Origin of the sequence: Paenibacillus soyae, assembly GCF_024623455.1 — a bacterium.
In the GTDB taxonomy this organism is placed as follows: Bacteria; Bacillota; Bacilli; order Paenibacillales; family Paenibacillaceae; genus Pristimantibacillus; species Pristimantibacillus soyae.
Map to the genome: position 1 here is coordinate 82,821 of NZ_JANIPJ010000020.1, position 25,980 is coordinate 108,800.

The window sequence follows — 25,980 nt, forward strand, 5'->3', positions numbered from 1 at the left end:
CCTGTATTCGTCAATTGTTCAGGATTATCCGATCGCCTTCTTCAAGACCTTTGACGATCTCCACCTGGGTCGGCGTCGACAGCCCAATCTCGATGTCAACTTCCTTGCGGCGTTCGCCGTCCGCTACCTGGACATAGCTTCGTCCCATGTAGGAGCGGATCGCCGACCGCGGAAGCACGAGGACGTTCTCCCGGCTCTGCAAGCGAATCGTAAGCTCGGCGCTGTGTCCGATCTGAACATCCGAAGGCGGGTTATCCATCCCGATCACGATCGTTACCGCATTGCGCTCCGCCTTGGCCGCATCTCCCGCAATAGGGGCATTCGAAGGCGATTGCAGCACCTTGCCCGTATACTCTTTTCCTTTGTATTTCAGGTTGGCCGGCATGCCCGCTTCGATGGGCAGCAGATCCTTCGACTCCGCCGCGACATACGTCAGCTGCATATTGGAAGGGTCCGCAACGGTAATAATCGTCTGGAAGGCATTCACATATTCCCCTTCATTCAGCGATTCCGCAAATATGACGACTCCCGAAATCGGCGCATAGAGGCGGGAAGAAGCAAGCTTCTTCTCCATATTGTCCAGCTGCAGCGTCTCGCGCTCCATGTCGATCTCCCGCAGCCTTAGGTCGGTACCCCCGACGTCAGAGGTTTTCGCTTCCAAATAAAGCAGACGCGCGCGCTCCACGCTTAGCTTTTGCAGCTTGAGCTGCAGCTCCAGGTCGCCGGTTTCGAGCTCCGCAAGAAGATCTCCCTCCTTCACCTCTTCGCCCACTTTGGCGTTGATCGACTTCAGTCTGCCTCCGGACTCCTTGAACGAGAGGGCGGCCGAGCTTGCGGAGACGAAGTTCGCCGTACCTTTCAAGTAGGTTTCGATATTGCCCTTGGCCGCCTCCACGATATCCAGCGGCTCCGATGCCGGCTGAATAAGCGGCGGCTGCAGCGTCTCGTCCTCCATGGGCAGAAGCGAGCAGCCCGTTATCGACATCAAGGCGACAATGACGGCAGAATACCTGAATAAACTTCTCTTCATTAATCGAGGTAAACGCGGTAAGCTATATGGTTTGCGACGATACAATTTTCCCATCCTCCAATGCTATAACGTGGTCCGCAAGCTCCATCATGCCGGGATCATGCGTCGTCATGACGACCGTCATGCCCGATCGGCTCACCAGATCCCGGAATACGCGCATCACTTGCAGCCCCATCTTGCTGTCCAGCTCGGCGGTCGGCTCATCCGCGATAAGAAGAGAAGGCTGATGCGCGATTGCCCGAGCGATTGCCACCCTCTGCTGCTCGCCTCCGGACAGCTCCATAGGACGATGCTTCATCCGCTCCTTCATGCCGACTCTCTCCAGCGCCCGTTCCGCCGCCTCCCGATTATCCTTCGCCGGAGCTCCCGCGACGCGCAGCCCGAACTCGACGTTCTCGTAAGCGGACATGAGCGGGATAAGACCGAACGACTGAAATACAAGTCCTATTTCCGTGCGCCGAATGCGGCTTTTCTCGGATTCCGACAGTCCGGTGATCTCCCGCCCGCGCAGCATGACCCTGCCCTCCGTCGGTTCGTCCAGCGCGCCGAGAATATTTAGAAGCGTTGTTTTGCCGGAACCCGATCTGCCCTTCAGCGCCACCATCGATCCCGCCGGAACGGCAAGCTGGATTTGATCCAGAGCCGTAACCGCGTTGTGTCCTCGCCCGAATACGCGCTTCACTCCCGCTGCTTCCAGAATTGTCTCGCCCCGCAATTCCTGATCATTCTCTATTTGCGGCATGGCCATCCCCCTTCCCCTGCATCCGCTATGGTTCTAAGTCATTGTAGCGCTTCCATCGCGTGTACCGTACCCGTCCATTTCTCGGGATTTTACCTTTCAAATCATAGGACTTTGGGCTTTTCTATTGCTGCTTCTCGCATACTCCTATATTTTCTTATATACATCCTAAAATTTTTGAATGGGCTTACATGGTATGATTACGGGGGATGGAGCATGCGATCAGGAGGGAAACGAATGACAACGGCATCGAAGGGCGCCTATCATACTGGCGTGTACCGCAATGTGTTCAGCGAGCTCGGCTACGAGGATAACGTGATTCAAGAGAAGCTCGAGCGAACGTGGGCGGAATTATTGAATGGGGATCCGGATGTGAGGATCTACTACCCGATGGGCGACGATATGGGCTACTTCCTGGATACCGGGAATACGGATGTCCGGACCGAAGGCATGTCCTACGGCATGATGATGGCCGTTCAAATGAATGATAAGAACATTTTCGACCGGCTGTGGACGTTCTCGAAGAGGTTTATGCAGCATACGGAAGGCAGGTACAAGGATTATTTCGCTTGGCATTGCAAAACGGACGGCACCCGCATCTCCCAAGGCCCAGCGCCTGACGGCGAGGAGTTCTACGCTTTGGCGCTGTTCTTCGCCTCGAGCCGCTGGGGAGACGGACCCGAGCCCTACGATTATTCCGTTCAGGCGAGACAAATTTTACGCGCCTGCGTCCATAAGGGAGAAGAGGACGAGGGCGATCCGATGTGGGATCCGGCGACGAAGCTCATCAAGTTTGTTCCGGAATCGCCGTTCAGTGATCCGTCCTATCATCTGCCCCACTTCTACGAGCTGTTCGCGGAACGCGCGGACGAGAAGGATCGATCATTCTGGAAGGAAGCCGCAGCGGCCAGCCGGGCATATCTTCACACTGCCTGTCACCCGGAGACCGGGCTCTCTCCCGAGTATGCCAACTACGACGGAACGCCAGCCCCGGTACAGCGTCACGGCGATTATCGTCATTTCTTCAGCGACGCTTATCGGGTAGCGGCCAACATCGGCCTCGATTGGGAATGGTTCCGGGCCGATCCTTGGCAGGTCGAGCAGTCGAATCGTCTGCAGGCCTTCTTCCGCGATATCGACGTAGCGGACTACCGCCGCTACACGATTGAAGGACAGCCCTTCGATGAGCCGGCGCTGCATCCGATCGGACTGCTGGCGACGAACGCCATGGCCTCATTGGCCGCGGACGGTCCGGATGCCGAGCATTTCGCCCGCCTGTTCTGGAATACGCCGCTTCGAGACGGCGTCCGCCGCTATTACGATAATTGCCTGTACATGTTCAGCCTGCTTGCGCTTAGCGGGCAGTATCGGGTTTATTAAGAAAGACCGTGCATACTGAAAATCAATAGTGTCCCGCCACAACAAAGACAGCGGCAGCCTAAGACGTGATATTTACCGTCTAGACTGCCGCTGTTTGATTCAATTAACGTTCTCCGTTAGCGGAGTGGCCATCTCGCCGAAGACTCACGTTGCTAACGGAACTGACGGACGCTATTTGAGCTAAAAATCGCATTTTGGGATTCTTACGGAACTGTAAGCTCTTATTCTTTCGATCTGCCCTTTTCCACCATTAAAAAGGTGCAAATAACATCGCTCAGTTCCGTAAGGAGCTACAAACCACCTGAAATCTAGCGAATAACGTCTGTCAGTTCCGTTAGGCGGAACCTGCAGCGTAGTAGTTCAATGCTGCCCTTTAGCTCAATGAAAATGGAGCAGCTGCCGCAATGGCAAACTGCTCCTGGCTGGCTCTGAATTAACGTCTCCCTAGTTTAACAGGAAATTTTCCCCATTGAGATATTTTATAAAATAATCTTGAATAACTGATGGAAAACTTTCTGCCAAAGATTGTTGTTCGTTTGGATTTAATGAATGGAATGCAAAATTCCTTATTATTGACCATATAAAAAAAGCTTCTAATAGCTCGTAATAATTTTCTTGTAGTTGATTTACTTTGCTATATGATGCAATAAATATTTTCCTGTTTTCAAATGAAAGATGCAGAAATGTTTCAGCCATATCAAATAAATAAAAGCCATAACCACAATTTGAAAAATCTATTGGTCGAGGAATATCTTCATAAAACACGTAATTACTCTCATGAAGGTCAGAATGAATAATTCCCCAGTTACTCTGTGATCGTTCAAAACTTTGTATCAAATTTGCTATTTTATGTGCTGACTCTTCCACATGGACAAATGCTTCGCTTGGTATAATTTTTAGATTGACCAACTGTTTTAATTGATTAAGCGATGAAAATAAATGATCGGAATTATAGACTGGCCTATTAAAGCCGTCAGGTGCATTCCACTGCATAGAATGTTTATGAAGAGCCGCCATTAAAAGAGCCAAATTTGCAGTTTCGCTACTTGTTGGCTCTCTGTAAAGCACTTCACCATTAACCCAATGATGAATAGTCACAATGAATTTATTATTACTATGATCAGTGGATATATCTGTTACCAAATCACCTTTAAGATTTCTTACAGGAGCAGGTACTGTTAAATCCGTATCTCCAGCCAAAGCTTCAAGCCAAATGAGTTCTGATTCGATATTATCCTTTGATTTATTGGAACTCGTCGAGATATGAATTTTGATTAGAAACTTCTGATTATCATCATTTGTATGCACTCGGAATGTAACATTATCACTTTTCCCGATGTAAACAAGTTTCTCACACATGATCGGGTATTGAATTAACGCTTCTTTCGCCACCTTCGCATAATCTTCTTCAGTAAGCATAATACCCACTCCAGTTGTGTGTTTTTTATTACATAATTTTACCAGAAAGGTTTCTTTTATGGTGACCAAGATTGATTATACTAAACACTACTGCTCGTTACTTCAATGATGCAAAAAGGGGCCACTTTGAAGCAGCTCCTGTACTATCGTTCCCAGTTAGCTTAACCTCTTCTGATGATATTTCCAAAGATTGCAGGCTTGTTATTAGCAAATGCCTGCATCAAATCCTTATTTTTTAAAGTGAATTTCACTTTTTATCTTCAAGTAGTTTGTGCTGCTTCATATATTCTTGATATGCTTCATTTACTTTCTTTTTACAGAGATTTCTCCATGTTTCTTTTAGCTCTGACACCATCTTATCGTTATAAGGATTAGGGTCCATATCGCCTCCAAATCCTATCCAAGCATCAGGGGATACTTCACCATTTTCACCTGAATAGGCTATTTCAAGTGGCGCTGGTGCATGCCCTGAGAACCCACATTTTTCGGATAACCAATGGTACCCTGGTTTGCTAACTCCGTACTTACAAAAGAATGGAACAGGATTAACTTCATCTTGGTCACCTATCCCGTAAAGACAGTGCAACTCCACAACCGAGTTTTGCTACCCACTTATCCCTTACGTCCAAATAGTGTTGGTTATAAAATGGATCGTTAGAAAGTGCGTTTAATAAAAGTGTCATGTCCAACGCTTCATTTGATTCAAATGACCAATCTGTTTTAAGCAATATATCATCACCTCATTACTCTTTTCTCCATTAACTAATTATTCGATAGTTACCATTATCCTCCGTTAACGCAGTTAAGGCGACCATTGTGCCGGCCGCCTTTGAAGGTAATTCGAATGTTATTTTGTTACAGATGCTTCTATTTGCGCAGCCTCTTAATCACCAGCATAATAAGACCGAAAAGCATCAGCAGCACACTGACTGCCGCCATGGTCCACTTCAGTGTCGTGAAGAGACTGCCGGCTTTTGCGATAAATGCGATCTGATCGGGGTATTTCGTCAGCATTGTAACGATGCAGGCATTCTCTAGGTAATCGAAAATGAGGGTCAAATAAATGAGCAGCGGCAAGCCCTGTACCCAAGACTGCGGTGCGAACACGCGTCGATAGATCGCGGTGGTTAACAAACCGAAGAACGAGCTATAGACAATTGGATAAATAAAGTCCGCGATCAATGTGAACCTGACATAGAAGTCTCTTCCCGCATCGCTATAAGCGCCAATAATAGAATAAGCCTTTTCAACCGTATACGAGAGTCGCAAATCCAAGATGCCCGCGCTGCCGGAATAATCATTCAACTTTGATGAACCATATGGCAACACAACAAATTCAATGATTAGCAGCACGATAAACAACCCGGTTATGACTTGCCACATACTGAGTTTCTCTTGTGTACGTCGCAATTGAGCCAACATATCTGCTCCCCATTCTTCGTTAAGATTGTAATGGATCACGTCTGCTGTCATCTTCATTTTATCGGATTAATGAACAACTTCAACCCGTAAGTTTCCAGAAAAATGTCCCTCTATCACAAAAGCGCTGAATGGAACACAAGGAGACTTAACTTATAGAGCTATCGTTCTCCGTTAGTTGAATAACGTATAAAAGTTTGAAACTCTAATGCCGTATCTTCTTAACAAGTCTTGATCAAATTTAGCTATGAATAAATCAACTTCATCCAACACCACAGGCAGAGCAAGTGGTCCGCTATACTCAAATTCTTGCCAGATAGAAGCTAATTCCCAACTTCCACTGCCAGTATATAAAAAGCTGATAATTGGGCCCTCACTGTAATCATGTTCCATCGAGTAGTAATGAAAATTTTCTAGTGTTTTTTCGATACGTCCTCTCCATCTTGATAAATCCACTGCAAACTCTAAGAGAGGAAATGATTTTTCTACAAAGAAGCATTGTTCATCAACCCAGATTTCAAGCTTTCCTTCAATATCAAGTAGGAGTTTGCCGCTATTCTTCTTTAGCAGCCCTGGATCAACCGTATGCGTTGGAGAAATTTCATAACGTAATTGGAAAGCTTTCAATATTCTCAGCTCCTTTAGGAAAACAATCTCCCTACCTTTAGTTAAGCGTTGTGGGCCAATTTAATGTTTATCTCCACATCCATTTTACCATTGAGCAATCCTGCCCTTTAGTTCAACGGCGGCGGAATTCTAGATGGGGTCCGCCGCCCTTGAAACTTAAAAGAATCGTCGATAAAGCTCTCTCCGACGTTCGCCGCGGAGCTGTGCGTAAATTTGAGTGGTCGATGCTTTCTCATGACCGAGCATACCTTGGATGAAATCTAAGGGGGCACCGTTATCAAGGAGCTGGCATGCATAAGTATGTCGAAAGCGATGGGGGTATACGTTCGCTTCAACTTCTCCCCGGTCTGCAAGCCGTTTTAAGGCCCATCTAATCGTAGGTATGGCCATTCGTTTTGTTGGATGTGTATCGGTAACAAATAAGGCTTTGCAGGAGTCCTCACGGCTGGCCAGGTACTTCTTTAACCATACTTTGCACTCTGTCGTAAAGTAAACTTCTCTTTGCTTTGATCCCTTGCCATTAACGATTGCTGAGCAGTGTTCCCAGTTCAGATCCTCGATGTTGATCTTTTCCACCTCTCCGACCCGGCAGCCGGTGCTGTAGAGGAACTCCTGCAGCGCTCTTTCCCTGAGTGACTGACAAGAGATCTTTAAGTGTATGACGTCTTCCTCAATCAAAAACTTTGGAATGCGCTTATCTAACTTCGGTTCTCTTAATTTTAGAGAAGGATTTGAAGTCAGATACGTCTCTTCATAAGCGTAGCGGAAAAGAGAACGGACAAAACGAATTCGATGACCCAGGCTGCTTGGCTTCAGACGATCAGCTTGTTTGGCCAAGTACTCCTTCAGCATGGTTAACGTTACCTCTGTGATATCGAGATTACCAAGCTCTTGCAACAACATTTTGTGCTGAAGGGCGTATGCTTTTAAAGTTCTCGAACTGAATCCTTGAATGCGCTTGTCAGCTTCATACAACCTCCACAGCTCACTTAATTTCATAACAAAACCTCCCTTTAGAAGCTATTAAATCTAGTTTGCTTCTAAGGAGAGGTTTTAATAATCGGCAGGGGCGTGTTGAACTAGCGTTCCCAGTAAGCGTAATGAAGTGTTCGTTCTTTGCTGAAGTTCATCATTTACTAAGCCAGTTAACTTACAACAAATAGTAATATCAACGAAGCTATAAAGACTAATAATCCAATAATTAGTCCTGCGTGTCCGTAATCACTATCGGTACCTACTCCGAGAAAAAACGCAATCACTGAATCAATAATGGATATTACAATAAGAACAACTGATTCTGTTGTAAAACTAATTACTAACATGTGTATTGCAACAATTCCTAAAAATAATGAAACGATATCTTTTCTACTTGAAACAGATTTGTCCATCATTTCTACCTCCAATCCTTATATAGTATTCAAGTAATGGTTACGTTATCCTGCCCGTTAACGTAATGAAGCGGCCATCGGCGCTGCCAGCTTCATCCTAATCGTTTGTTTAGCTAACGTTCCCAGCTGAGTTAAAAGAGCTTTTTACTTAAGAACATAAAAGCAGAAGGGAAACTCTTCTCGAATATTATTATTCTGCTAAATCAGGGATTTGCTTGAGTAATTTTTCAATCATTCTCTCGTTGAAATCAATTGCATCTTGATAATCAACTATAGCATTCTCAATTACCGCTCTTTCTTCATAAGTTAAATCTCTGAGTCCAGCATCTGCTTCGGAGATGATCTTCTGCATCTTCTCAAGATTGGTATTTGCGAGCTGCACATTATTTCTCAGCCTCTCCAACTCTGCGTCAGCATCATCTAATGCAGTATAAATTCTGATCACACCGTCATAAAAATCCACTTTTTTATCCATTATTCTGGCTAATTCACGTAGAGGAACATAAGAAGCACCGTTATAGACCAAAGGTGCCCTACCAACCGAAACCTTTTCCCCTTCAACTTCAAAGGTATAGTCTGACCTTACTGTTGCAGTAACTTTATTGAAAAATTCTGAATCTGCCATTACCGTACCAGTCGTCGCAAAAAGAGCCCCAGCAATAAATCCGATCAAAATCTTTTTCATAATTTTCACCTCATGATAGGTTTTTCATCATTATAGATGGGTTGTCGAATTTTGCCAATACTTGCTATTAATCGAGTATGCCCCACTTTTTTGCTTCAATGAGAAACGGAGACGATCATGGCCGTTGCCGTCATGACGTTGTGCTATCGTCTCCCGATAGCACGACGCTCCCATCTAGCGCAAACGTATTTAGCATCGCATTATTATCTGCAAGTTTCGTTTTCGATCTCGCTTAAAAAAGAAAGAACGGCCGTTTTCATCTGGTCCAATCCTGGTTGCTCAATCGGGAAATGGCCAGATCCTTCTAAGATCACGCATTTTTTCTTAGCTTTTAATCTGTTAAAAAAAGGTTCACTTAAAGCAAACGGCGTCATTGGATCCACTTCAGGATGAACAAGTAATACAGGGCACCTGTCGAAGCTTTCAGGTTGAATCAATGGTTTCATATTCATAAAAGTTCTAAGGAGTCGTAATGTGACTTTGGTACTTGCCGCAAGCGGGTCCTTTATGATCAGTTCGGTCAATTCGGAGTTATTCGTAATTAATTCCATCCTAGATACTTTCGAAACAGAAATTCGAAATGAATCCAAGATAAAGGGGAAAACATCCATTGAGAATTTACCTAAACGACTAATTAACTTATTGGGGGCAATTTGATCCCGAACTTTTGAATGACTTGTATCTACAAATGTTGTGACTACCAATCCTCTAACATGCGTGCTCATGGCCGCAGCGTGATAAGCAAGCATGCCACCGATACTTGCTCCTAACAAAACTATTGGTTTACCGTCTCTCTTTATTTCCTGCTCAATCAACTTTGTAAGTAATTCAACCCAAAGCAGGTAATCCAATGATTGCAATGAATCCGTGTAAGTTAAACCATAAGGAGGAAGGTCAGGGGATAAAACATCATACCCATTTACTTGCAGCATTCGTGCATAGGGTGCCAGCAGCCTACCGTTTCCACCTGCACCGTGAATTAATATAACTTTAATTTTTGAATCAGGAACAGACATCCGATCGAGGTGAACACGATAATCGTTCCAATCCCACCATTCTTCACTGGGTAAATGATTCTCAGTTAATCGCAATTCTTCAGGAAAAAACTTTTGATATTTTTTCCAATATAGTTCGGATTCATTGTAGGTTAACCGTTTCTCTTTAGAATTCATCTTCACTTCCCCCCCATAAATGAACGATCAGAGTTCGTCTCTGAGTAGTCTGCGTAAAGCGCTTTTGTAAAGTAGACCTGAATGATTAACTCGTGTGTAAGGAGCATCAGGCAATTTATCCTGAAGTGACTGCGATATTAAAACAGCCTGAAACTTATTTAAGTTGTCTTTGAAATTAAGATTGGATAATTGGTATTTTTCATTTGGCCATACTTCATTGACATCAAACAAACCTTTGATATCCTCTTCCAGGGCCAAACAGCCCACGTTAAACTCTAATTCACTATGGATAGAGTTCAGAAGACATATGAACTCATCTAATTCATCATTTCTTATCCCAGGCTGATTCCATTCTGGGGCATCGTCTGCATCCCCATAAAAACAAATCGAAAATGCCACTAACGCTGAGCTTATTTTCTCAACAAAAAGTAAAGCTCTCCGTTTTCGGGTTGTATGGACAGTTAAGTTGAGCGTTATTTGATGAATCCTTTCGCTGTGAGGATCATCCTCATCATATGGATAGCCTTCATAGTATTGGTGGAGGTATTCCGGAGGGTTGTGCACTTCTATTTTAAATCTAATATTTTGAAGTTTTGAAATAACCTCCCCAATCTGGATGGGTTCCATTATGATGAAGCTAAGTTCTAAAAAAGGCCCTCCCTGCAACCAATTCATTTCATCACCTCATAAGCAATAGTACCACATATTGGAACTACCCTGCCCCACAAGGTAAGATATTTATAAATCACAATAACCAAACTGGAGGATTCCATATGAACGGGTTCTTCTTTAGCGCTTCGATCATTGCTTTTGCGGTTGGCCTGATCCACACCGTTCTAGGCGAGATGCTGATTTTCCGCAAGATGAGGCGCAATAGCTTCATACCGACTAATGGTGGCAGCGTCTTAAGAGAATCGAACGTGCGTATTCTTTGGGCTTCTTGGCATGCGCTTACGGTCTTCGGGTGGGGGCTGGCCCTTCTCCTGTTATGGCTTGCACGTCACTCCAACCACGATGGTACTTACTTGTTGCTTGTCCATATAGTAGCTGTATCCATGCTCGCAGGTTCTGCTTTGATCTTTATCGGTACAAAAGGCAAGCATCCCGGATGGGCTGGTCTATTAATCGTAGCCATACTTTCATGGATGGGCGATTAAAACTCGGCTTCCCTTGAGATCCCGTTTGTTCGGCATGATGCAAGAAAAAATCGCTGCGCCTTGTTGGCGCAGCGATTCCTCGATTAATCCTGTGTAAGTCCCAGCTCCAGCAGCCGATACAGCAGCACGGCCGCTTCCGCGCGCGTAGTCACGCCAGCGGGATCGAACACGTTGCCCGGCTTGCCGTTCACGATTCCGGCGCTTGCAAGTCCTGCTACGGCTTTGCGGGCGTATTCCGCGATTGCCGCTTCGTCGCCGAACGTTCTATCGTCGACGTTGCCCGGCAAGGATACTCCCGTCTCGCCAATCGCGTTATAGACCATGATGGCCATGTCCTCGCGGCTGATCGCTTCGCCGACGCCGAAGCGCCCATCCGGCATGCCTTTGACGATGCCTAGCTCCGCGGCAGCGGCAACGGAGGCTTCATAATAGGAGCCGCTCGCCACGTCCGTGAAGCTTCCGCCTTCCCCTTCCGCTTCCAGCTCGAGCGTCTGCACCAGCAGATGAATGAACTGCTCTCTCGTCACTTCCGCATTCGGCGCGAAGGACGCTTCGGATACGCCTTGGACAATGCCGCGAGCCGCCAGCGCTTCAATCGCATCCCGCGCCCATGCTGCTTTGTTCAAGTCGGAGAAAGTTATGTCATTCTCCGCCGCCGCGAATTGACTGAAGTGCGTCGTCTTGAACGCCACTCGACCCGTGCTTGGGTTGTAATGAGCGTTCTTAATCGTCTCCAGCTTGCCATCCTCTGCAATATAATAGACAACCACTTGACCTGGCTTCTCGCCCGGCTTCAAATCGTACGGCATTGATACCCGGACGCTTTGACCATTGCCGAAGGAGGTGACGTTCTTCCCGTCGACCGTCAGCGTGAAATCAAGAACGGCGTTGTCGCCGATCTCATCGCGCACGGATTGCGGAAGCTTCGCGGAGTCAACCTTACGAACCGAGAGCTTCGCCGTATTGCCGCTTGCGGATGTCTGCATCAACGAGATCGGAAGCTGCAGAACGGCCAGCTCCGTCCGGATCACGATGACCTTGATGCCCGCTTCTTCGGCTTGCTGAAGCTGTTTCCCTGTCAGCTCGAGCGTGACGCTTCCTGCATTCGAAGCTTCCGCTTCGATCGTCAGCTTGCCTCCGACGGCTTCTTCCAGCGCATCGGCAAATTCGGCATCCGTGAGCACCGCGCTAGGCACGGTCGGCACGACTGGCGGTACATACGGATTGCCCGTTCCCGGTTCATCCTCTTCTTCGGCGAAGGTTAACACGCCGTAACCCGACGTATTCTGCCACGACAGCCCCGACCGGTCGTTCCAGATCGAGACGCTGTCCCTTGTGCCGTCCCCGTCCCGATCGTCGTTCACCTGCACGTCGAACCCGATAGCGCCTCCGGCAGCCGGCTGAACGGCATCGAGCAGAATCGAAGCCTCCACGATGTAGCCCGTCGCCGTCAGCTTGGTCGCGGATGTGAGCTTCGAGCTCTTCGAGCCAGGGTTCGTTGATGGTTCATTATCGAAATTGATGCGATACTGCCCGTCATCCGCCTGATAAATCGTAGTAGCAGCGTTGTTCTGGTCGACGAAGATCTCGATGGAATCCTGCTCATGCGCGTTTGCGCTTTCCTTGAATAACAGCGGATCCGTCACCTCGGCCCATACGTACAAGCGCTCGTCATCCCATAACGTGCGAACCTTCGCGGACGCGCCGCTCTCCCCAATTACGAATCGATCGGTTGCGATTTCGCCCGCCGGCTGCCATGCCGCATCCTTCTCGCCGTCGATGACAGGCGTTCCGCGCATAGCCTCGGTCGCAAGAGCGCCTTCCGCCAGCGTCAGCACGCCGAATTTGGACGTGTCCGAATCCTGCTCGTTCGTCGTATCGTTCCAGGATTGAAGAGCAGGCGAATCGTCCGCTCCGTCCACGATCCGCACGTCGAAGCCGATTTCTCTTCCAATGGCTGCTCCTTCAAGCGGGATGGAAGCCTCCATCAGATAACCGGTTACCTTCTCGGCGGTCTTCAATACGGTACCGGCAGGAGCACTCGTTCCGCTGCGGGAGAACGAATACTTGAAGTCGTCCGCCTCGTAAACCTCCGTCTTGCCGTTGTTGCCGTCCACGAAGATCTCTACCTTGTCTCCGGCCTGGATCGTCGAATCGCTGACATGAACCAGGACGTTCAACCGATTCTCTTCCCATAACGTACGGAATGAGAACTTCTCGATTCCAGCCTTCGACACTTGCACGGACGGCGTGCGATTCCACGCTTGCTCCTGCACGCCGTCGATGACCACGCTGCCCTGACGACCCATGGCGTCTTTCATTTGTACAGGCAGCTTGGTCGGATCGACGATCGCCCAATACGCTAGCTTCGCCTGCAGCCTCTCATCGAATAGAAGCGGCCAGTTATTGCGCGCGACCGGGAAGGTCCGCAGCCAGGTGTTGGCGTCGTCCTTGCCCCAGAAGATAACGGCGGTCAGCTGATCGGCATGCTTCTTGAATACGTCGAAGATCGCCTGATAGCGATAAGCCTGCTGGAGCTGCAGCTCCTCGGAGAAGGTCTCGTACGATTGGGAGTCGTTCGTATACACGCTCATGTCCATCTCGGTCACCTGCTGCTCGATGCCAAGATCGCGGAACGCTCCGATCATGTCGTCAAGCTCCTGCACGGCTGGATATTCGATGCCGATATGGGTTTGGTGTCCCACGCCCTCCACCGGAATGCCCTTTGCCTGCAGACGCTTGATCAGATCGTACAAGGCCTGCCTCTTATCCGCGATATGCGTGTTATAGTCGTTGATATACAATACCGCGGCCGGATCGGCGGCATGCGCATACTCGAACGCCTTCTCGATATACTCCTCGCCAGCGATTTGATACCAGGGGCTGTTGCGCAGCCCGTTCGGCTGCTTGTCTCCAACCTCGATGACCTCGTTGACGACGTCCCATGCGTAGATTTTGCCTTTGTACCGGCCCATGACCTCGTCAATGTGGTTCTTCATGCGTTCAAAAAGCACTTCCTTGGAGACAAGCTCCCCGTTCTCGTCGTAGAACACCCAGTTCGGCGTCTGCGAATGCCAGATCAGCGTGTGTCCGCGGACGGGGATGCCGTTCTCCACGGCGAAATCGACGATTCGGTCAGCCCTCGTGAAATTGAACTGGCCTTCGACCGGCTCCGTCGCATCCCATTTCAATTCATTGCCCGGCGTCAGGCTGTTGAAATGCTTCTTCAGCAGGTCGGCGTCCGGACCGTCCGGGTCGGCGATTTCATTCACGAGCAACGACGAGCCTAATAGGAATTGGTCCTTATAGACATCCTTCAGATTCGGGATATCTTCCTCGATCACGATCGGCTCCGGCTCCGCCGCCGGCTCGATCAGGAAATCGTCCACGTAGAACGATAGCTCAGGATTGTCGAACGACTCCAGATACACCATGACATTCTCCGAGGCTTGAGTCAGCTTATACTCGCCCTCTAGCTTCACCCAGCCGTTCGCGTTCACCGTCTTGGTCGCGACCGGCTCGTAATGATTGGTGCCATCCGTCGTCCTCTGTATGAGCATCGATACGGGAGCGTCTGTCGTCTCCGCAGGCAGCCGCACCCAAGCGGAGAGGGCATAGTTCTGGCCGGTCTGCATGTAGGAAGACAAGCTGAGCTGGGGACCGTGCCAGCCCGAGGTTCTTCCTGCAACCAATAAGCTGCGCGTTCCCGAATTCGCTATTCCCTCCGCGACCGAGAGCTTCACGGTGCTTGCCCGTCCGGACCAGCCCTGCAACGTATTGTCCTCGAAATCCGAAGCTAACGACTCGCCCTCAGCCTTCGCTTCATGAGGAGCGATCGCAGCGGACGTCATAACCAGCATGATTGCCATCACACACGACAGTATGCCTTTCCATCTGTTCATATTCATTGTTAACACCTCGCATGATCGTTTTTGCCTAGCTACCGCGTCCTGCTTCGGACGTTCGTCTGGCATAACCAACGTTTGCGCGTTCTAGGTGTATGGGTTCCATCTAGCGGCTGAACTGCCAAGCGCTGAGGCGGAATAACTCCTTCTCCCGCTCGCCCCTGAAGATGAAATAAAGATCATGTTTGCCATCGGCGCCGGCAGCACCCGATTTTATCTCCTGCCACTGCCCGTTCGTATTCGGCACCTCCAGCAACCCGATAAGCTTGCCGTTCGGACCGTCTAGCCGAACCTCGATCGCGCTGCCCGCCTCGTCGCTGGCAACCCATGCCGACAAGGAGGATGCGCCAGTGCCGAAGTCAGCCTGCGCCACGGCCGTCCAGTCTCCGTCATGAATGTCGCTCACGATCAGCTTAGCCGCCTTTCCTTCCGCAGGCTCCGAATCCATCGGCTGCGTTAGCACGCCGGCGCTCCACGCCATTGTAGCTGCATCAATAAGAACGAACGGATCCAGCGCCTTGACCGGCTCAACGCCTTGCATATCGGCGATGATTTCGGTAATGGAACCGTCCTCGGCGAATTGCACCTTGTTGAGATGCGTCGACCGATAGCCCTTGGGAACGCCCATCGCCTTGGATAACGTCTGAGCATGATAAGCGATGTACCATTCTTCATGGAACGGGAAGATGACATGATGGTTATTGCCCCCGACTCCGAAGAAATGGCCCGGGTTTTTCAGAATGGAGCCCTGATACGTCCAAGGACCCATCGGATGATCGCTGGTCATATAAGCAATCTCGCCCGCGGGAGGGCTTCCTTCCGGCCGTGCTCCGTCATAGAAATTAGAGCAGTACGTATAGTAGTAGACGCCGCCAACCTTATTGATGCCGGCATCCTCGAACATGAACGGAGCCGGTATCGTTGAGGCTTCGCCGACGATGCTCACCATATCGTCCCCGAGCTGGATCACGCGCGCCGTATTCGGCATCTCGTGCTTGCCTTCCGGTACGCCGCCGCCGTAATAGAGATATCCCGTTCCGTCCTCATCGACCAGAACGGCGGGATCGAACAGCCAAGCCACGCCAGCCGCGGCGGGCATGTCCCGCGAGATAAGCGGCTTGCCGATCGGATCCGACCAAGGCCCGGTCGGACTGTCGCTGGTCAGCACGCCGATCCCGCTCGCGTTGTTGGCGAAGTACAGGAAGAATTGATCCTTGCCGTTGATCTTCTTATGAGCAGCTGCCGGCGCCCACGACTGCGTCGCCCACTTGGCCGCGCCTTGCGGGCCGGCAACCTGAATGACGCCATGATCCGTCCAGTTGATTAGATCGTCAGAGGAAATGACCGACAGCTTGTTAATGTTCCCGTAGGTGTTGTCCTTGACCTCGCCTTGACCGTCGTATTCCAGCACGTCGTTCGTATTGTACAAGTAGACGCGGTCTCCATACACAAGCGCATATGGGTCTGCTCCGAACTTGTGGGCGACGACGGGATTGCCGTAGCCCGGGAGCTTCCCGACAGCCTCCGCAGGCGGCGTAAAGGTTACCTCCGCCGATGCGGCGCTATCGTCCGCCGTCATATTGTCATTGCCGGAGTTATCGGACTCCAGCGCGCTCCATTTCATTTCTTCCTTCATGACTGCCTTCAACTCCCTGTTCGATTTTAGTGTGATGGTGCCAGCAGTTTGGCCGTTTGCTTGAATCATGCTGACGGCGATGAATAGCGAAGCGATTAAGATGATCGATTTCTTCCGCAAGGCCATAGCGTTCATCCCCTCTCTTGCAGCCCGACCTCTCATTTCCCTCCTTCCCAATCTTTAAAAAGTGTAACGCTTACATATAAAGGCAACAACCCGCCGAATCGTATGTCCGGCACCCGTCGATTTCTAGCTTCGCCAACGAAAAAAATCCGTTGAACGTCGTCAACGGATTCTCTAGGGTTTAAACCAAACCATCCCGATATTCCTGAGGCGTCAGTCCCGTCATCTTCTTGAAGAAACGAGTGAAGGAATGAGCGGCCTCGTAGCCGACGGACGCGGCGACGTCCCGCACCTTCAATTCATGATTAAGGAGCAAATCCTTCGCCTTGCGCAGCCTGCATTTGTCGATATATTCGGACACGTTCATGCCGGATTCCTGCTTGAAGAACCGGGACAGATAACACGGGTTGAAGTAATGAATTTCCGCCAGCCTGACCAAGGACAGATCCTCGTCCAGGTGTTCTTCGATAAACTGGCAGATGCGCGCGGTTATTTTGGCGGCCCGGTCTCTATCGTCTTTATTTTTGTAGTCGAAAATAGATTCGGCCGCTCCGCGCAGATACATGAACGCTTCCTTCATGGAATCATGATCATCCAGCCTCATGAGCTTCCCGAACTCGGCGAGCTTGTCTCTCATGCCCATCCGATTCATGTAGGAGAGCAGCAGGAGCGAGACGGCATAGTAACCCTCGATCGTCTTCTCTACATTGCCGCAGCCGCAGCTTTGAAGCAGCTTGTTCGCGAGAATATCCAGCTCTTCGAGAAATTCCTTCGCCTTCCCGCCGTCCAAATGCGCTTCCAATATAGAGGATTTATGATCGATAGATGCGCCTTCTTTCCACGCATCCCCCTCCGCTTGTTCCGCTCGATCGATCAGCAGCATGGACAGATCATCCCCGATTCTCAGCTGCTGCAGCCGGCGAAGCCTTTCGTACCGATTCGTCACTTCCTTCCATTCGCACAAGGCGCCATTGACCGTGAAGCTGATCGCCGATTGCAAGGAGGCCAGGCAGGCTTCTTGAACAAGCTCCAACGTCCCTTCCATATAGCGTATAAAATGCTGGCTGAACGTCTCCCCGGCATGCGGCGACGGCTGAATAAGCCAGAGCATATCTCCATGCTTGTCAATAATCCCGATGCTGCGCGTTTGCTCCGACATAAACGAATTCCAAAGCCTCCGCACTTCGGAGAGCCATTTGCTCCTTCCCGCAAACCCCGCCTCTCCGTTATTGGAGACCCGGCCAAGAGCCAGCAGGACGGGAGCATCCGGAGAAAGCGGAATATGGAGATCCTCGAAATCCCGGGCCAGCTCTTCCCGCCTTTCATGCATGGAGCTGCTTCCTTGGAGCAAATGCCGGAAGTAATCGCCTTGCGCCACAAGCTCCAGCGCATCCGTCTGCTCTAACGACTTCTCTACGAGCCGCTCCAACCGGAGCTCTTGATCGATTTCCCGGATGACTTCCAGCACCGTCTGCGTCACTTTATCGTACCCTTCCGTCTTAAGCAAATAACGCGCGTTCGGAAGCTGAATCGCTTGATAGGCGTAGTCGAACTCGCTGAAGCCTGTCAGAAACACGATCTTGCAGCGGGGCCAGTAAATTTGAATTTGCTTCGACAATTCCAAGCCGTTCATTCCCGGCATTCGGATATCCGTAAGCACGATATCCACGCGCGTGCGTGAGAGCCAATGAAGCGCTTCCTTCGCGGAATAGGCTTTGCATACGTCCAGAGACTCCGATAAGAGGCGCTGAAGCACCTCGTATAGACCGTCCGTTATGATTTCCTCGTCGTCGACGATCAATAGTCTATACATGGTCATTCTCCTCCTCCAGCCTGATCCGTATAACGACCTTCAGTCCGTTCAGCTCGCTCCTGGACAGGAACAAGCCGCTCTCATCCCCGAAGGTCAGGACGAGCCTCCGGTGAATATTAATGATGCCCGTGCTCTCGTGGGAAGGAGCCGTGCCTGCCAGTCGTTCCTGCAAAGCTACGATATCGGAATCGTCCATGTATTCTCCGTTATCTTCAATAATGATGCATGCCTCGTTTTCTCTGCGTTCGAACGTGACGCGGAGCAGCCCTTCTTCCGCCTTCTTCTCCAAGCTATGCTCGTATGCGTTCTCTATAATCGGCTGGATGATGAGACGCGGGACTCGAATTCCCTCCATCTCTCTCGGCAGCTCGTCGAACTGCACTCGGATTCGCCTCGAGAATCGCAGCTTCTGGATTTCGGTATACATGCGGGAATGCTTGACCTCTTCCGACAACGGGACGTGATCTTCCCCGTTGCGGGTAATGAACCGGAAGTATTCGCCCAGCATGTTGGTGAATAGCTCGATCCGATCCACGTCTCCCGTCTTCGCGAGAGAGTTCAGAATAAAGAAGCTGTTATATAGAAAATGAGGATTGATCTGGGACTGCAGCTGCTTGAGCTCGGCGCGCTGCATCATCATCTTCTGCTTGTAGTCCTGATCGATCATGCTCTGCAGTCTGACCAGCATTTGATTGTACCTTGCGTACAGGTATCCGAATTCGTCCCTTCGCTCGTGCTCGATCGGAGCGTCGAGCGATCCGTTCTCCATTCGCTTGAAGCCTTGCACGAGATAAAGCAGCGGTCGATGGATGAAGCGGTACGACGAGTAGGAGAATGCAATGACCGCAAGAAGCGAGGTCAGCGCGAACAATAATCCCCAGTTATAGAATGTTTTCAAGGGCCGCTTCACGGTCTCCTCCGGCAGGAAGGCCGCGATGGAAAGCCCAAGCGAGTCGGAATGCACCTTGTTCAAATGATAGCTCCGGCCGCTCATCTCCATCTGAAATTCATTGTCGTCCGTCGCGCTTGCGGCTTGCACGAATTGCAGAATGGAACCATCGGCCTCCGGATGGCTGCGGATGGTAAATCCATTCTCCTCCAGAATAAGCAGGGACCCGCTATCCGGGTATAAGTTAATCTGGTTCAACGATTTGCCCAGCTTATCCGAATCCAATTCGATTTGAACGTTAAGAATCGGCAGCTCCTCCATATTGCCGCTCTGCTTGGACGCGCTTAAGTGAAGAGCGTTGTTCCATAACAGAAGACGGCTCTCATTCGTGCCAGCTCTTGAATAGAAGGTATGAAAACGGACTTCGTCAAACGGTTGAACGCCGTTTACCGCCGATACCGTCTTGTTGATGGTCCGAATGTGTACGAAAATATCCTTGATATAAGGGCTGCTGTTCTGGAAGGAAGTCAGCCGATGAAGCAGTTCGTTCAAGCTCTTCCTCTGTTCCGCGCTGTCCATCAGGGACCAGGTGGCCGAAAGCTTACTCAGCTCTCCGTCTTCCACGGTATTGAACAGCTGCAGCTCCATCCACTCCACTTCGCGATTCAACCCGTCCAAGTAATACTCCAGCTGCTTGACGGTAGCTCTTGTAATGTCGTTGCTTGCGTTCTGATAGCTCCATTGATACAAGTAAACCCCTAGCAGAATAATCGGAATAACGACGATAATATAGGTAAGCACTAGACGTGCAAAAATCGATTGGCGCATGGAGAATGCGGGAAATTTAATCAATCAAACGCCTCCGTTGCCGCATGGATGTCAAGGTTAAGGATTGTTCTTCTCGGCAAACCATTGGTTGACCTCCGCTGTCATTTCGTCTCCGCCCAGATCGGACCATTCTTTGATGAACCGGTCAAAATCCTCGACAGGGCGTCCAAGTATGATATTGATATACGTCTCTAGCTGAAGCTCGTCCAATACGGCCTGCTTATCGATCATCGTATCCGTAGGCGCGCCAACGAAGCCTTCGAACAGCAGCTGACCGTTCCTCTCGTATTGGTCCAAAATCGCAAAAGCGCCGTCCGGGCCGTACGCCTTCTCCCATCCCCAGCCGGTATCTTTATTCGAGCTTCCGGACAAATACGCCTCAATGTTTTTCTGGATCGCTTTCGCTTCATCCCTCAGCATGGAGAAGTCGCCTGTGCGGCGTGCTTCCTTCAGCTCCAAGAAGGCATCTAAGTTTTTCCTTCCGGGGTAAGGCGTTATCGGCGACAATTGCCATACCGGGAACGGATTGCTGTAATACGTTTCGTATTCGGCCGTCTCGCCCCAGTTTTTCTCCAGATGAAGATTGAACATCTTCACAACGGCTTCCGGATGAGGGAAGTCCTTCCGTACCGCAAAGAATTGATAGGTGCTGAACCGGAGCGGCACCTTCGGCTTCTCGACGCCTTCCGACACGATGGGGAATGCCTTCCATTCGGAATTCGGGTACAAGCCCCGGCTGGCTTGCGCGACGAACGCGCCCCACTGCTCCCCGTAGAACATGCCCAGCTTGCCCGATGCGAGCATCTCCTTCACCTTGTCGCCGTTCTTCAATCCGAACTCGGGGTCGAGCTGTCCGTTTTTGTACATGTCCTGGAGCGCCAAGAGCGCCGTCTTCACTTCCGGTTGAACGCCTCCGTAGACGAGCTTGCCTTTGTCGTCCTTCAGCCATATTTTCGGATAGGCGCCGTACCCGGCCATAAAGTCCATAACACCCATGACGGGATCCCACAAATATTGGGTGACGGCAAGACCATACGTATCGTTTTTGCCGTTCTGGTCGGGATCCTGTTCTGTAAACGCTTTCGATATGGCATGCAAATCATCCATCGTGCGAGGCGGCTGCATGCCCAGCTGCTCCAGCCAGTCCGTTCGGATCCAAATGAATTGCGCTCCTTCGATTGATGCGCCGGTTTCCGGAATGGCCATAAGTTTGCCGTCGATCGTAGCCGAATCGAACGGGCCCATCCCCTCCTGGCTAAGAATTCGTTTGGTGAGCGGCGTCGCGTACTTCTCGTAAGTATCCGTCATCTCCTGGATCAGCCCCGCGTTGGTCAGCAGCCTCAGCTGCTGGGCATTCACCTTCATAATGTCGGGTATATCGCCGGAGGCGATGGCAACCCCTAGCTTCTGCTGATACAAATCGCCTTTCGCAAGCCAATCGTACTGAATTCGAATGCCCAATACCTCTTCGTAGAGCCGGCTCCATGTATTGTCCTCCACGGACTGGCCCGGCAGCTCGCGAATTAAGTTTTCAAGTCCCGTCCCGTTCTCTCTGACGAAAGTGACGTCGATCGGAGGATCGTATCGGCCAAGACCCGGCTCATCATAAAACACCATCTCCTGCCCCGAATCCGGAATGGGAGGTTCTTCGTTGCCGTTATCGCTGCATCCGGACATCAGAGGGATACAGGATACCAGCAGACAGAGCGGGAGCAGCACTAGCTTTGTTTTTCTCCAATGGTTCGCGTTCCGCACAATACAACCCCATTTCTACAAGATTCGGTGCAATGCCGACGAGCTGTATATGATTCATTATCCGAATACTTGATTCCGCCCTGCAAGGTGCATATTTTGACTTTCGTTACCCGTTCATGACTTCTTGTTCGAAAATAGGAAGGGTCCGACATTCCGGTGGAATGCGGACTCCCGCTTCGTTAATGTCTATTATAAGCGAATGGGCTTTCGTTGTGGAAGCTATATTCTGCTCCTGCCATTGCCGATATCCAGAATCGGGCTGTCCTGCAGCTGCGCGAGTCGCAGCCGTGAAGCTCGAACAGGACGGGCTCGTTCGCCCCCCGATTGAGGAGCGGACCGACCCACAACCTGACGAGAAACCTAGAAAACCCGATTCTTCCATCCTTGCAGCTTGGCCAGGGCCTCGACGTAGAAGTAGTCCCCATAGATTAGGGACACATTGACGTTCATGCCGCCAGGCTTGTTGCCCGTGCCCGACAGCAGAATAGCCTCGTGCTCCGAAAGCTCCCACGTCGCATAATGAACCGTCAATGAATGCAGGATACGCTGGGCGGCCTCATGGTATGAGCGGCCATGAATACCCGGAAGCGCCGCGGACAACTCTAGCAGTCCTGACGCCGCGCATGCCGCGGCTGAAGTATCGCGGGGCTCCGCACCCAAGTTATCAGCGGCGCGGAAATCCCAATGCGCCACGTTATCTTCGGGCAAATTGGCGATAAAAAAGTTCGCGACCCGCTGAGCGGCATACAGATAGGTTAGATCCCCCGTACGGTTGTACGTGTTCGTCATTCCGTATAGCGCCCAAGCGCATCCCCGGCTCCAAGCCGAGTCCGGGCCAGCCCCTTGCCCGCCAAGCGCTTCCAAGACATCGCCAGTTATAGGGTTAAAGCTAACGATATGACGAACGGATCCGTCTTGGCGAATGAAGTGCTTCGCCAAGCTGTCGGCATGCGCAATGCCGATTTGGGCAAATCGCGGGTCGCCGGTCTCCTCGGCGGCCCAGAACAAAAGAGACAAATTCATGGCCGAATCGATAATAGACCAGCCTATCTTGTTCTGATTCCATGCGCGTATAAATCTGCCGGCCAAATTAAATCGTCCGGCCAAGAAATTGGCTGCCGCCAACCCGCGGCGTCTGCCGTCCGGATCTCCCGTCAGCTTATATTTCATTACCGCCGTCGGCAAATATTGAAAGCCTACATCATGGTGAAAATTGTTTTCTTCCACCGACATTCGTTCAAGCCGCTCATCCCATCCCCACGCGCCTTCCTTGTAATGCTCCTTGCCTGTCATGTCATACATAATCCACTGAATGCCCGGCCAAAACCCGGAAGTCCACCAATCGTGGCGCATATCATCATAAGCTCCGCTGTCAGGCGGAGCAACGTGCGGAGATTTGTCTCCGATCTGGATCATCATTCGATCCACCTTACGTTCAAGCAACTCCCAGATATTCGTATGATCTAACGTTTTATTCATACATGAACCTCCTTTATCCCAATCGTTGTGCCGCCAGCTCTTCCCTTCATGTTATCGCAAATAAATAAATTCTTGTTTGTGGCTCTTATGATAAAATGTTGCTATATTACGATTCCGGCGGTGCTCTAAATGAAAATCATGAATTATATGAATCTCAATCGCCATCCGGTCTATCTTTCGTTTATGGAGGATCGTACGGATCAATTTGCCGAGATCTATCATGCCCATCAAGGAATGGAGTTTCTATATGTGCATGAAGGGGACGGTCAGATTATTGTCAATCAACAGGTGTACAACCTCTCTCCCGGATCCTTTTTTTATTTCCGTCCGTTCCAGCTTCACCGCATACATCCGAAGCCGGGAGCCCCTTACGTCCGTTCCCTCTTTCTGTTCGAGCCCTCCGAGCTGGACCGATATCTCGCCCCCTTCGCCTCATTGCGGGCCTTGCTCCTTCGCTTGAGGGATGATCAAGCGGTGCAGCCTCCTTGTCGCACCGACTTACCCCAGCAAGCGATTCTCCGCTTGATTGAAGACACGGAGGCGCGAATCCGGCAAGCTCCTTCCGAGCATTTATTAGAAGAGCAGATCCTGTTTTTAATCGCTTTCCTGCAGCAAATGAAGACTTACGGGAGCCCTGGATCAAAAAACGATCCAAATCTTGTCCCTAAATTTTCCGTGGCCGAGCGGGTTATGGAATGGGTGGAGTCGCATTACATGAAAGAGTTTAGTCTCAAGCAACTCGCCGGCGAGGTTCATCTGACGCCGAATCATATATCGGCCGTTTTTCGCCAAACCGTAGGAACCAGCATTACCGAATATTTGACCGCCCGCCGGATTCGTCAGGCTTGTTTTCTCTTAAAGACAAGCGAGCTGTCGATACAAGAAGTCGGTCAATCCATCGGACTAACGAATACCTCTTACTTTTGCCAATTGTTCAAGAAGCATGTCGGAGTAAGTCCTTACCGCTTCAAACGCAACAATGCCTGAATCTCCCGCGCATGCATCCCAACCTAAAAAAGCCCTTGAGAATCAAGGACTTTTGGCGTTGCACTTACAAGTCCGTGTCGATGAGACGCGTAGACTCGCATTGGTGGAAGGAAGTGATTGAACCTGTATTCGAATGAACGCGCACTTGCTCTAACGTTAATTCGCAAGCGTTCCGGCAGACGATGCTTTCTTCGCTTGTCATGACCGCATTCTTCAATACCAGATTCCGGATCGGCATCTCCGGAAGACCGTTGACGAGCAGCGCTTTCCGGGCTCCGCTGCATACAATGTCTTCTATATATATATCCCGGAACACAGGGGTCTCTTCCGTTACCGGCTCCTGGCGGTCGCCGCCGTATTCCCCCGAACCCGCATGGCCTTCGTAATACAGATTAAACGAGATCGCGTCCCCGGCAATCTCGTTCATCCGGATCCGCTCGATCACGATATTTTCCACGATTCCGCCTCTGCCGCGGCAGCTTTTGAACCGGATGCCGATGTCCGTCCCGAGGAACGTGCAGTCGGATACGCGAACGTTCCGAACGCCGCCGGACATTTCGCTGCCGACCACAATGCCTCCGTGACCGTGGTAGACGACGCAATTGCGAACGGAAATGTATTCGCTGGGCTTGCCGAAATCGCGTCCGGCTTTGTCCTTGCCGGATTTCAGACAGATCGCGTCGTCGCCCACGTCGAACGTGCAATTCTCAACGGTCGCGTACCGGCAGGAATCCAGATCGAGCCCGTCCCCGTTCTGCGCGTACCATGGATTCCGAACCGTGATATGGCGAATCGTGAGATGCTCCGAAGCCCAAGGATGCAGACACCAAGACGGGGAATTCTGAAAGGTCGGACCGTCTAACACTATTCTTTTGCAATGGCGGAAGCTTAACAGACAAGGCCGCAGGAAATCCCGCGCCGGCTCGTACGCTTTCGGATCGTCGATTCCCTGCTCCTGCAGTCTGGCAATCGTCTCGTGACCGCGCAGCGCCGCTTCCGAAGGATACCAGCAGGTCCCGGTCTCATCGATTACGCCGCCTGAGCGGACGAGCTCCTCCCATTGCCGCTCGGTCATTTTCATTTTTTTGACGGGACGCCACGCGTCGCCCCCTCCGTCGAATATGCCATGTCCGGTAATGGCGATATCCTCCAGCCCTTCCGCGTCGAGAGGCGATTTGCATCTCACCGTCTGACGTCCTTCATAATAAGACATGATTAACGGATACTGATTGAAATTTTTGCTGAACAACACGAGCGCTCCCGGCTCCGTATAGAGCTCGATGGCGCTCCGGAATTCGATGGGACCCGTAAGCCACACGCCGGCCGGAATGATCACCTTTCCGCCGCCGAGCGCGGAAATATGGAGGATCGATTGGCGAATCGCCTCGGTATTATCGTGCATGCCGTCGCCAACGGCGCCAAAATCTCGAATGCTCACCGCGCGATCCGGGATGGAGGGAAGCTCTGCTTCAGGCAGCTCGAACGCTGCGGCTCTATTAGACTGATCGGGAACTTCTTGCTTCATATCAACACCTGCTTCTTTTGTAGT

At 50.6% G+C, this 25,980-nt stretch carries 21 protein-coding genes; 3 read left to right on the top strand and 18 right to left on the bottom strand.

Annotated features, from left to right (window positions below; all coding sequences use genetic code 11):
• Positions 1-10: 10 nt before the first annotated feature.
• Both NQZ67_RS23430 and NQZ67_RS23435 read right to left on the bottom strand, forming a co-directional pair.
• Entirely contained in the window at positions 11-1,030 is a 1,020-nt protein-coding gene (locus tag NQZ67_RS23430) for an efflux RND transporter periplasmic adaptor subunit (RefSeq protein ID WP_257450716.1), read from the bottom strand.
• A gap of 22 nt (positions 1,031-1,052) precedes the next feature.
• Positions 1,053-1,772 (bottom strand): ABC transporter ATP-binding protein, encoded by a 720-nt coding sequence (locus NQZ67_RS23435; protein ID WP_257450719.1) that lies wholly within the window; start codon positions 1,770-1,772, stop codon positions 1,053-1,055.
• Positions 1,773-2,006: 234 nt separating this feature from the next.
• Between NQZ67_RS23435 and NQZ67_RS23440 the strand changes: the two genes are divergently transcribed.
• A complete protein-coding gene (locus NQZ67_RS23440) occupies positions 2,007-3,149 on the top strand; it encodes a family 8 glycosyl hydrolase (RefSeq protein ID WP_257450721.1) in 1,143 nt (380 codons plus the stop codon).
• Between the two features lie 444 nt (positions 3,150-3,593).
• Here NQZ67_RS23440 and NQZ67_RS23445 read toward each other — a convergent pair whose 3' ends face one another.
• The 9 genes from NQZ67_RS23445 to NQZ67_RS23485 form a co-directional block, all read right to left on the bottom strand.
• Entirely contained in the window at positions 3,594-4,568 is a 975-nt protein-coding gene (locus tag NQZ67_RS23445) for a phosphotransferase enzyme family protein (protein ID WP_257450723.1), read from the bottom strand.
• A 247-nt stretch (positions 4,569-4,815) separates the two neighbouring features.
• Positions 4,816-5,160, bottom strand: coding sequence for a hypothetical protein (locus NQZ67_RS23450; protein ID WP_257450725.1), 345 nt, complete (start codon positions 5,158-5,160; stop codon positions 4,816-4,818).
• A gap of 275 nt (positions 5,161-5,435) precedes the next feature.
• Positions 5,436-6,041, bottom strand: a complete 606-nt coding sequence (locus NQZ67_RS23455; protein WP_257450727.1) for a hypothetical protein — start codon at positions 6,039-6,041, stop codon at positions 5,436-5,438.
• Positions 6,042-6,161: 120 nt separating this feature from the next.
• Entirely contained in the window at positions 6,162-6,614 is a 453-nt protein-coding gene (locus NQZ67_RS23460) for a DUF7878 domain-containing protein (protein ID WP_257450728.1), read from the bottom strand.
• Between the two features lie 156 nt (positions 6,615-6,770).
• Positions 6,771-7,613, bottom strand: coding sequence for a tyrosine-type recombinase/integrase (locus NQZ67_RS23465; RefSeq protein ID WP_257450729.1), 843 nt, complete (start codon positions 7,611-7,613; stop codon positions 6,771-6,773).
• Between the two features lie 146 nt (positions 7,614-7,759).
• Entirely contained in the window at positions 7,760-8,005 is a 246-nt protein-coding gene (locus NQZ67_RS23470) for a hypothetical protein (protein WP_257450730.1), read from the bottom strand.
• Between the two features lie 187 nt (positions 8,006-8,192).
• Positions 8,193-8,687 carry an ELKS/Rab6-interacting/CAST family protein gene (locus NQZ67_RS23475; protein WP_257450731.1) on the bottom strand — a complete coding sequence of 165 codons (495 nt, stop codon included), beginning with the start codon at positions 8,685-8,687 and terminating at the stop codon, positions 8,193-8,195.
• Between the two features lie 203 nt (positions 8,688-8,890).
• Complete coding sequence (locus tag NQZ67_RS23480; RefSeq protein WP_257450732.1) at positions 8,891-9,859, bottom strand: alpha/beta hydrolase; 969 nt, start codon at positions 9,857-9,859, stop codon at positions 8,891-8,893.
• Positions 9,860-9,886: 27 nt separating this feature from the next.
• Complete coding sequence (locus NQZ67_RS23485; RefSeq protein ID WP_257450733.1) at positions 9,887-10,534, bottom strand: hypothetical protein; 648 nt, start codon at positions 10,532-10,534, stop codon at positions 9,887-9,889.
• 98 nt (positions 10,535-10,632) lie between these two features.
• On the opposite strand from NQZ67_RS23485, the gene NQZ67_RS23490 reads away from it, so the two are divergent.
• Positions 10,633-11,016 carry a hypothetical protein gene (locus tag NQZ67_RS23490; protein WP_257450734.1) on the top strand — a complete coding sequence of 128 codons (384 nt, stop codon included), beginning with the start codon at positions 10,633-10,635 and terminating at the stop codon, positions 11,014-11,016.
• An 83-nt stretch (positions 11,017-11,099) separates the two neighbouring features.
• Here the strand turns inward: NQZ67_RS23490 and NQZ67_RS23495 are convergent, their stop codons facing one another.
• The 6 genes from NQZ67_RS23495 to NQZ67_RS23520 all read right to left on the bottom strand — a co-directional run bounded on the left by NQZ67_RS23495 (position 11,100) and on the right by NQZ67_RS23520 (position 23,444).
• Positions 11,100-14,924 carry an endo-1,4-beta-xylanase gene (locus tag NQZ67_RS23495; protein WP_257450735.1) on the bottom strand — a complete coding sequence of 1,275 codons (3,825 nt, stop codon included), beginning with the start codon at positions 14,922-14,924 and terminating at the stop codon, positions 11,100-11,102.
• Positions 14,925-15,027: 103 nt separating this feature from the next.
• Positions 15,028-16,719, bottom strand: coding sequence for a glycoside hydrolase family 43 protein (locus NQZ67_RS23500; protein WP_257450736.1), 1,692 nt, complete (start codon positions 16,717-16,719; stop codon positions 15,028-15,030).
• A 142-nt stretch (positions 16,720-16,861) separates the two neighbouring features.
• The gene (locus NQZ67_RS23505; RefSeq protein WP_257450738.1) at positions 16,862-18,493 is read right to left on the bottom strand and encodes a response regulator transcription factor; all 1,632 of its coding nucleotides are present in this window, start codon (positions 18,491-18,493) and stop codon (positions 16,862-16,864) included.
• The gene (locus NQZ67_RS23510) at positions 18,486-20,234 is read right to left on the bottom strand and encodes a sensor histidine kinase (protein WP_257450741.1); all 1,749 of its coding nucleotides are present in this window, start codon (positions 20,232-20,234) and stop codon (positions 18,486-18,488) included. The genes NQZ67_RS23505 and NQZ67_RS23510 overlap by 8 nt, the downstream gene beginning before the upstream one ends.
• 33 nt (positions 20,235-20,267) lie before the next feature.
• Positions 20,268-21,887, bottom strand: coding sequence for an extracellular solute-binding protein (locus NQZ67_RS23515; RefSeq protein WP_371825353.1), 1,620 nt, complete (start codon positions 21,885-21,887; stop codon positions 20,268-20,270).
• A gap of 438 nt (positions 21,888-22,325) precedes the next feature.
• The gene (locus tag NQZ67_RS23520; RefSeq protein ID WP_257450743.1) at positions 22,326-23,444 is read right to left on the bottom strand and encodes a glycoside hydrolase family 88 protein; all 1,119 of its coding nucleotides are present in this window, start codon (positions 23,442-23,444) and stop codon (positions 22,326-22,328) included.
• Positions 23,445-23,573: 129 nt separating this feature from the next.
• On the opposite strand from NQZ67_RS23520, the gene NQZ67_RS23525 reads away from it, so the two are divergent.
• Positions 23,574-24,431, top strand: coding sequence for a helix-turn-helix transcriptional regulator (locus NQZ67_RS23525; RefSeq protein ID WP_257450746.1), 858 nt, complete (start codon positions 23,574-23,576; stop codon positions 24,429-24,431).
• Positions 24,432-24,495: 64 nt separating this feature from the next.
• On the opposite strand, the gene NQZ67_RS23530 is transcribed toward NQZ67_RS23525, so the two are convergent.
• Positions 24,496-25,956, bottom strand: coding sequence for a glycoside hydrolase family 28 protein (locus NQZ67_RS23530; RefSeq protein WP_257450747.1), 1,461 nt, complete (start codon positions 25,954-25,956; stop codon positions 24,496-24,498).
• Positions 25,957-25,980: the final 24 nt, after the last annotated feature.

Bases quoted from the DNA above. Each gene is read 5' to 3' on its own strand.
- NQZ67_RS23495 (WP_257450735.1), bottom strand. From the start codon at position 14,924: ATGAATATGAACAGATGGAAAGGCATACTGTCGTGTGTGATGGCAATC.
- NQZ67_RS23430 (WP_257450716.1), bottom strand. From the start codon at position 1,030: ATGAAGAGAAGTTTATTCAGGTATTCTGCCGTCATTGTCGCCTTGATG.
- NQZ67_RS23515 (WP_371825353.1), bottom strand. From the start codon at position 21,887: ATGTCCGGATGCAGCGATAACGGCAACGAAGAACCTCCCATTCCGGAT.
- NQZ67_RS23470 (WP_257450730.1), bottom strand. From the start codon at position 8,005: ATGATGGACAAATCTGTTTCAAGTAGAAAAGATATCGTTTCATTATTT.
- NQZ67_RS23465 (WP_257450729.1), bottom strand. From the start codon at position 7,613: ATGAAATTAAGTGAGCTGTGGAGGTTGTATGAAGCTGACAAGCGCATT.
- NQZ67_RS23505 (WP_257450738.1), bottom strand. From the start codon at position 18,493: ATGTATAGACTATTGATCGTCGACGACGAGGAAATCATAACGGACGGT.
- NQZ67_RS23520 (WP_257450743.1), bottom strand. From the start codon at position 23,444: ATGAATAAAACGTTAGATCATACGAATATCTGGGAGTTGCTTGAACGT.
- NQZ67_RS23530 (WP_257450747.1), bottom strand. From the start codon at position 25,956: ATGAAGCAAGAAGTTCCCGATCAGTCTAATAGAGCCGCAGCGTTCGAG.
- NQZ67_RS23455 (WP_257450727.1), bottom strand. From the start codon at position 6,041: ATGACAGCAGACGTGATCCATTACAATCTTAACGAAGAATGGGGAGCA.
- NQZ67_RS23500 (WP_257450736.1), bottom strand. From the start codon at position 16,719: ATGAGAGGTCGGGCTGCAAGAGAGGGGATGAACGCTATGGCCTTGCGG.
- NQZ67_RS23445 (WP_257450723.1), bottom strand. From the start codon at position 4,568: ATGCTTACTGAAGAAGATTATGCGAAGGTGGCGAAAGAAGCGTTAATT.
- NQZ67_RS23440 (WP_257450721.1), top strand. From the start codon at position 2,007: ATGACAACGGCATCGAAGGGCGCCTATCATACTGGCGTGTACCGCAAT.
- NQZ67_RS23435 (WP_257450719.1), bottom strand. From the start codon at position 1,772: ATGCCGCAAATAGAGAATGATCAGGAATTGCGGGGCGAGACAATTCTG.
- NQZ67_RS23480 (WP_257450732.1), bottom strand. From the start codon at position 9,859: ATGAATTCTAAAGAGAAACGGTTAACCTACAATGAATCCGAACTATAT.
- NQZ67_RS23490 (WP_257450734.1), top strand. From the start codon at position 10,633: ATGAACGGGTTCTTCTTTAGCGCTTCGATCATTGCTTTTGCGGTTGGC.
- NQZ67_RS23475 (WP_257450731.1), bottom strand. From the start codon at position 8,687: ATGAAAAAGATTTTGATCGGATTTATTGCTGGGGCTCTTTTTGCGACG.
- NQZ67_RS23485 (WP_257450733.1), bottom strand. From the start codon at position 10,534: ATGAATTGGTTGCAGGGAGGGCCTTTTTTAGAACTTAGCTTCATCATA.
- NQZ67_RS23525 (WP_257450746.1), top strand. From the start codon at position 23,574: ATGAAAATCATGAATTATATGAATCTCAATCGCCATCCGGTCTATCTT.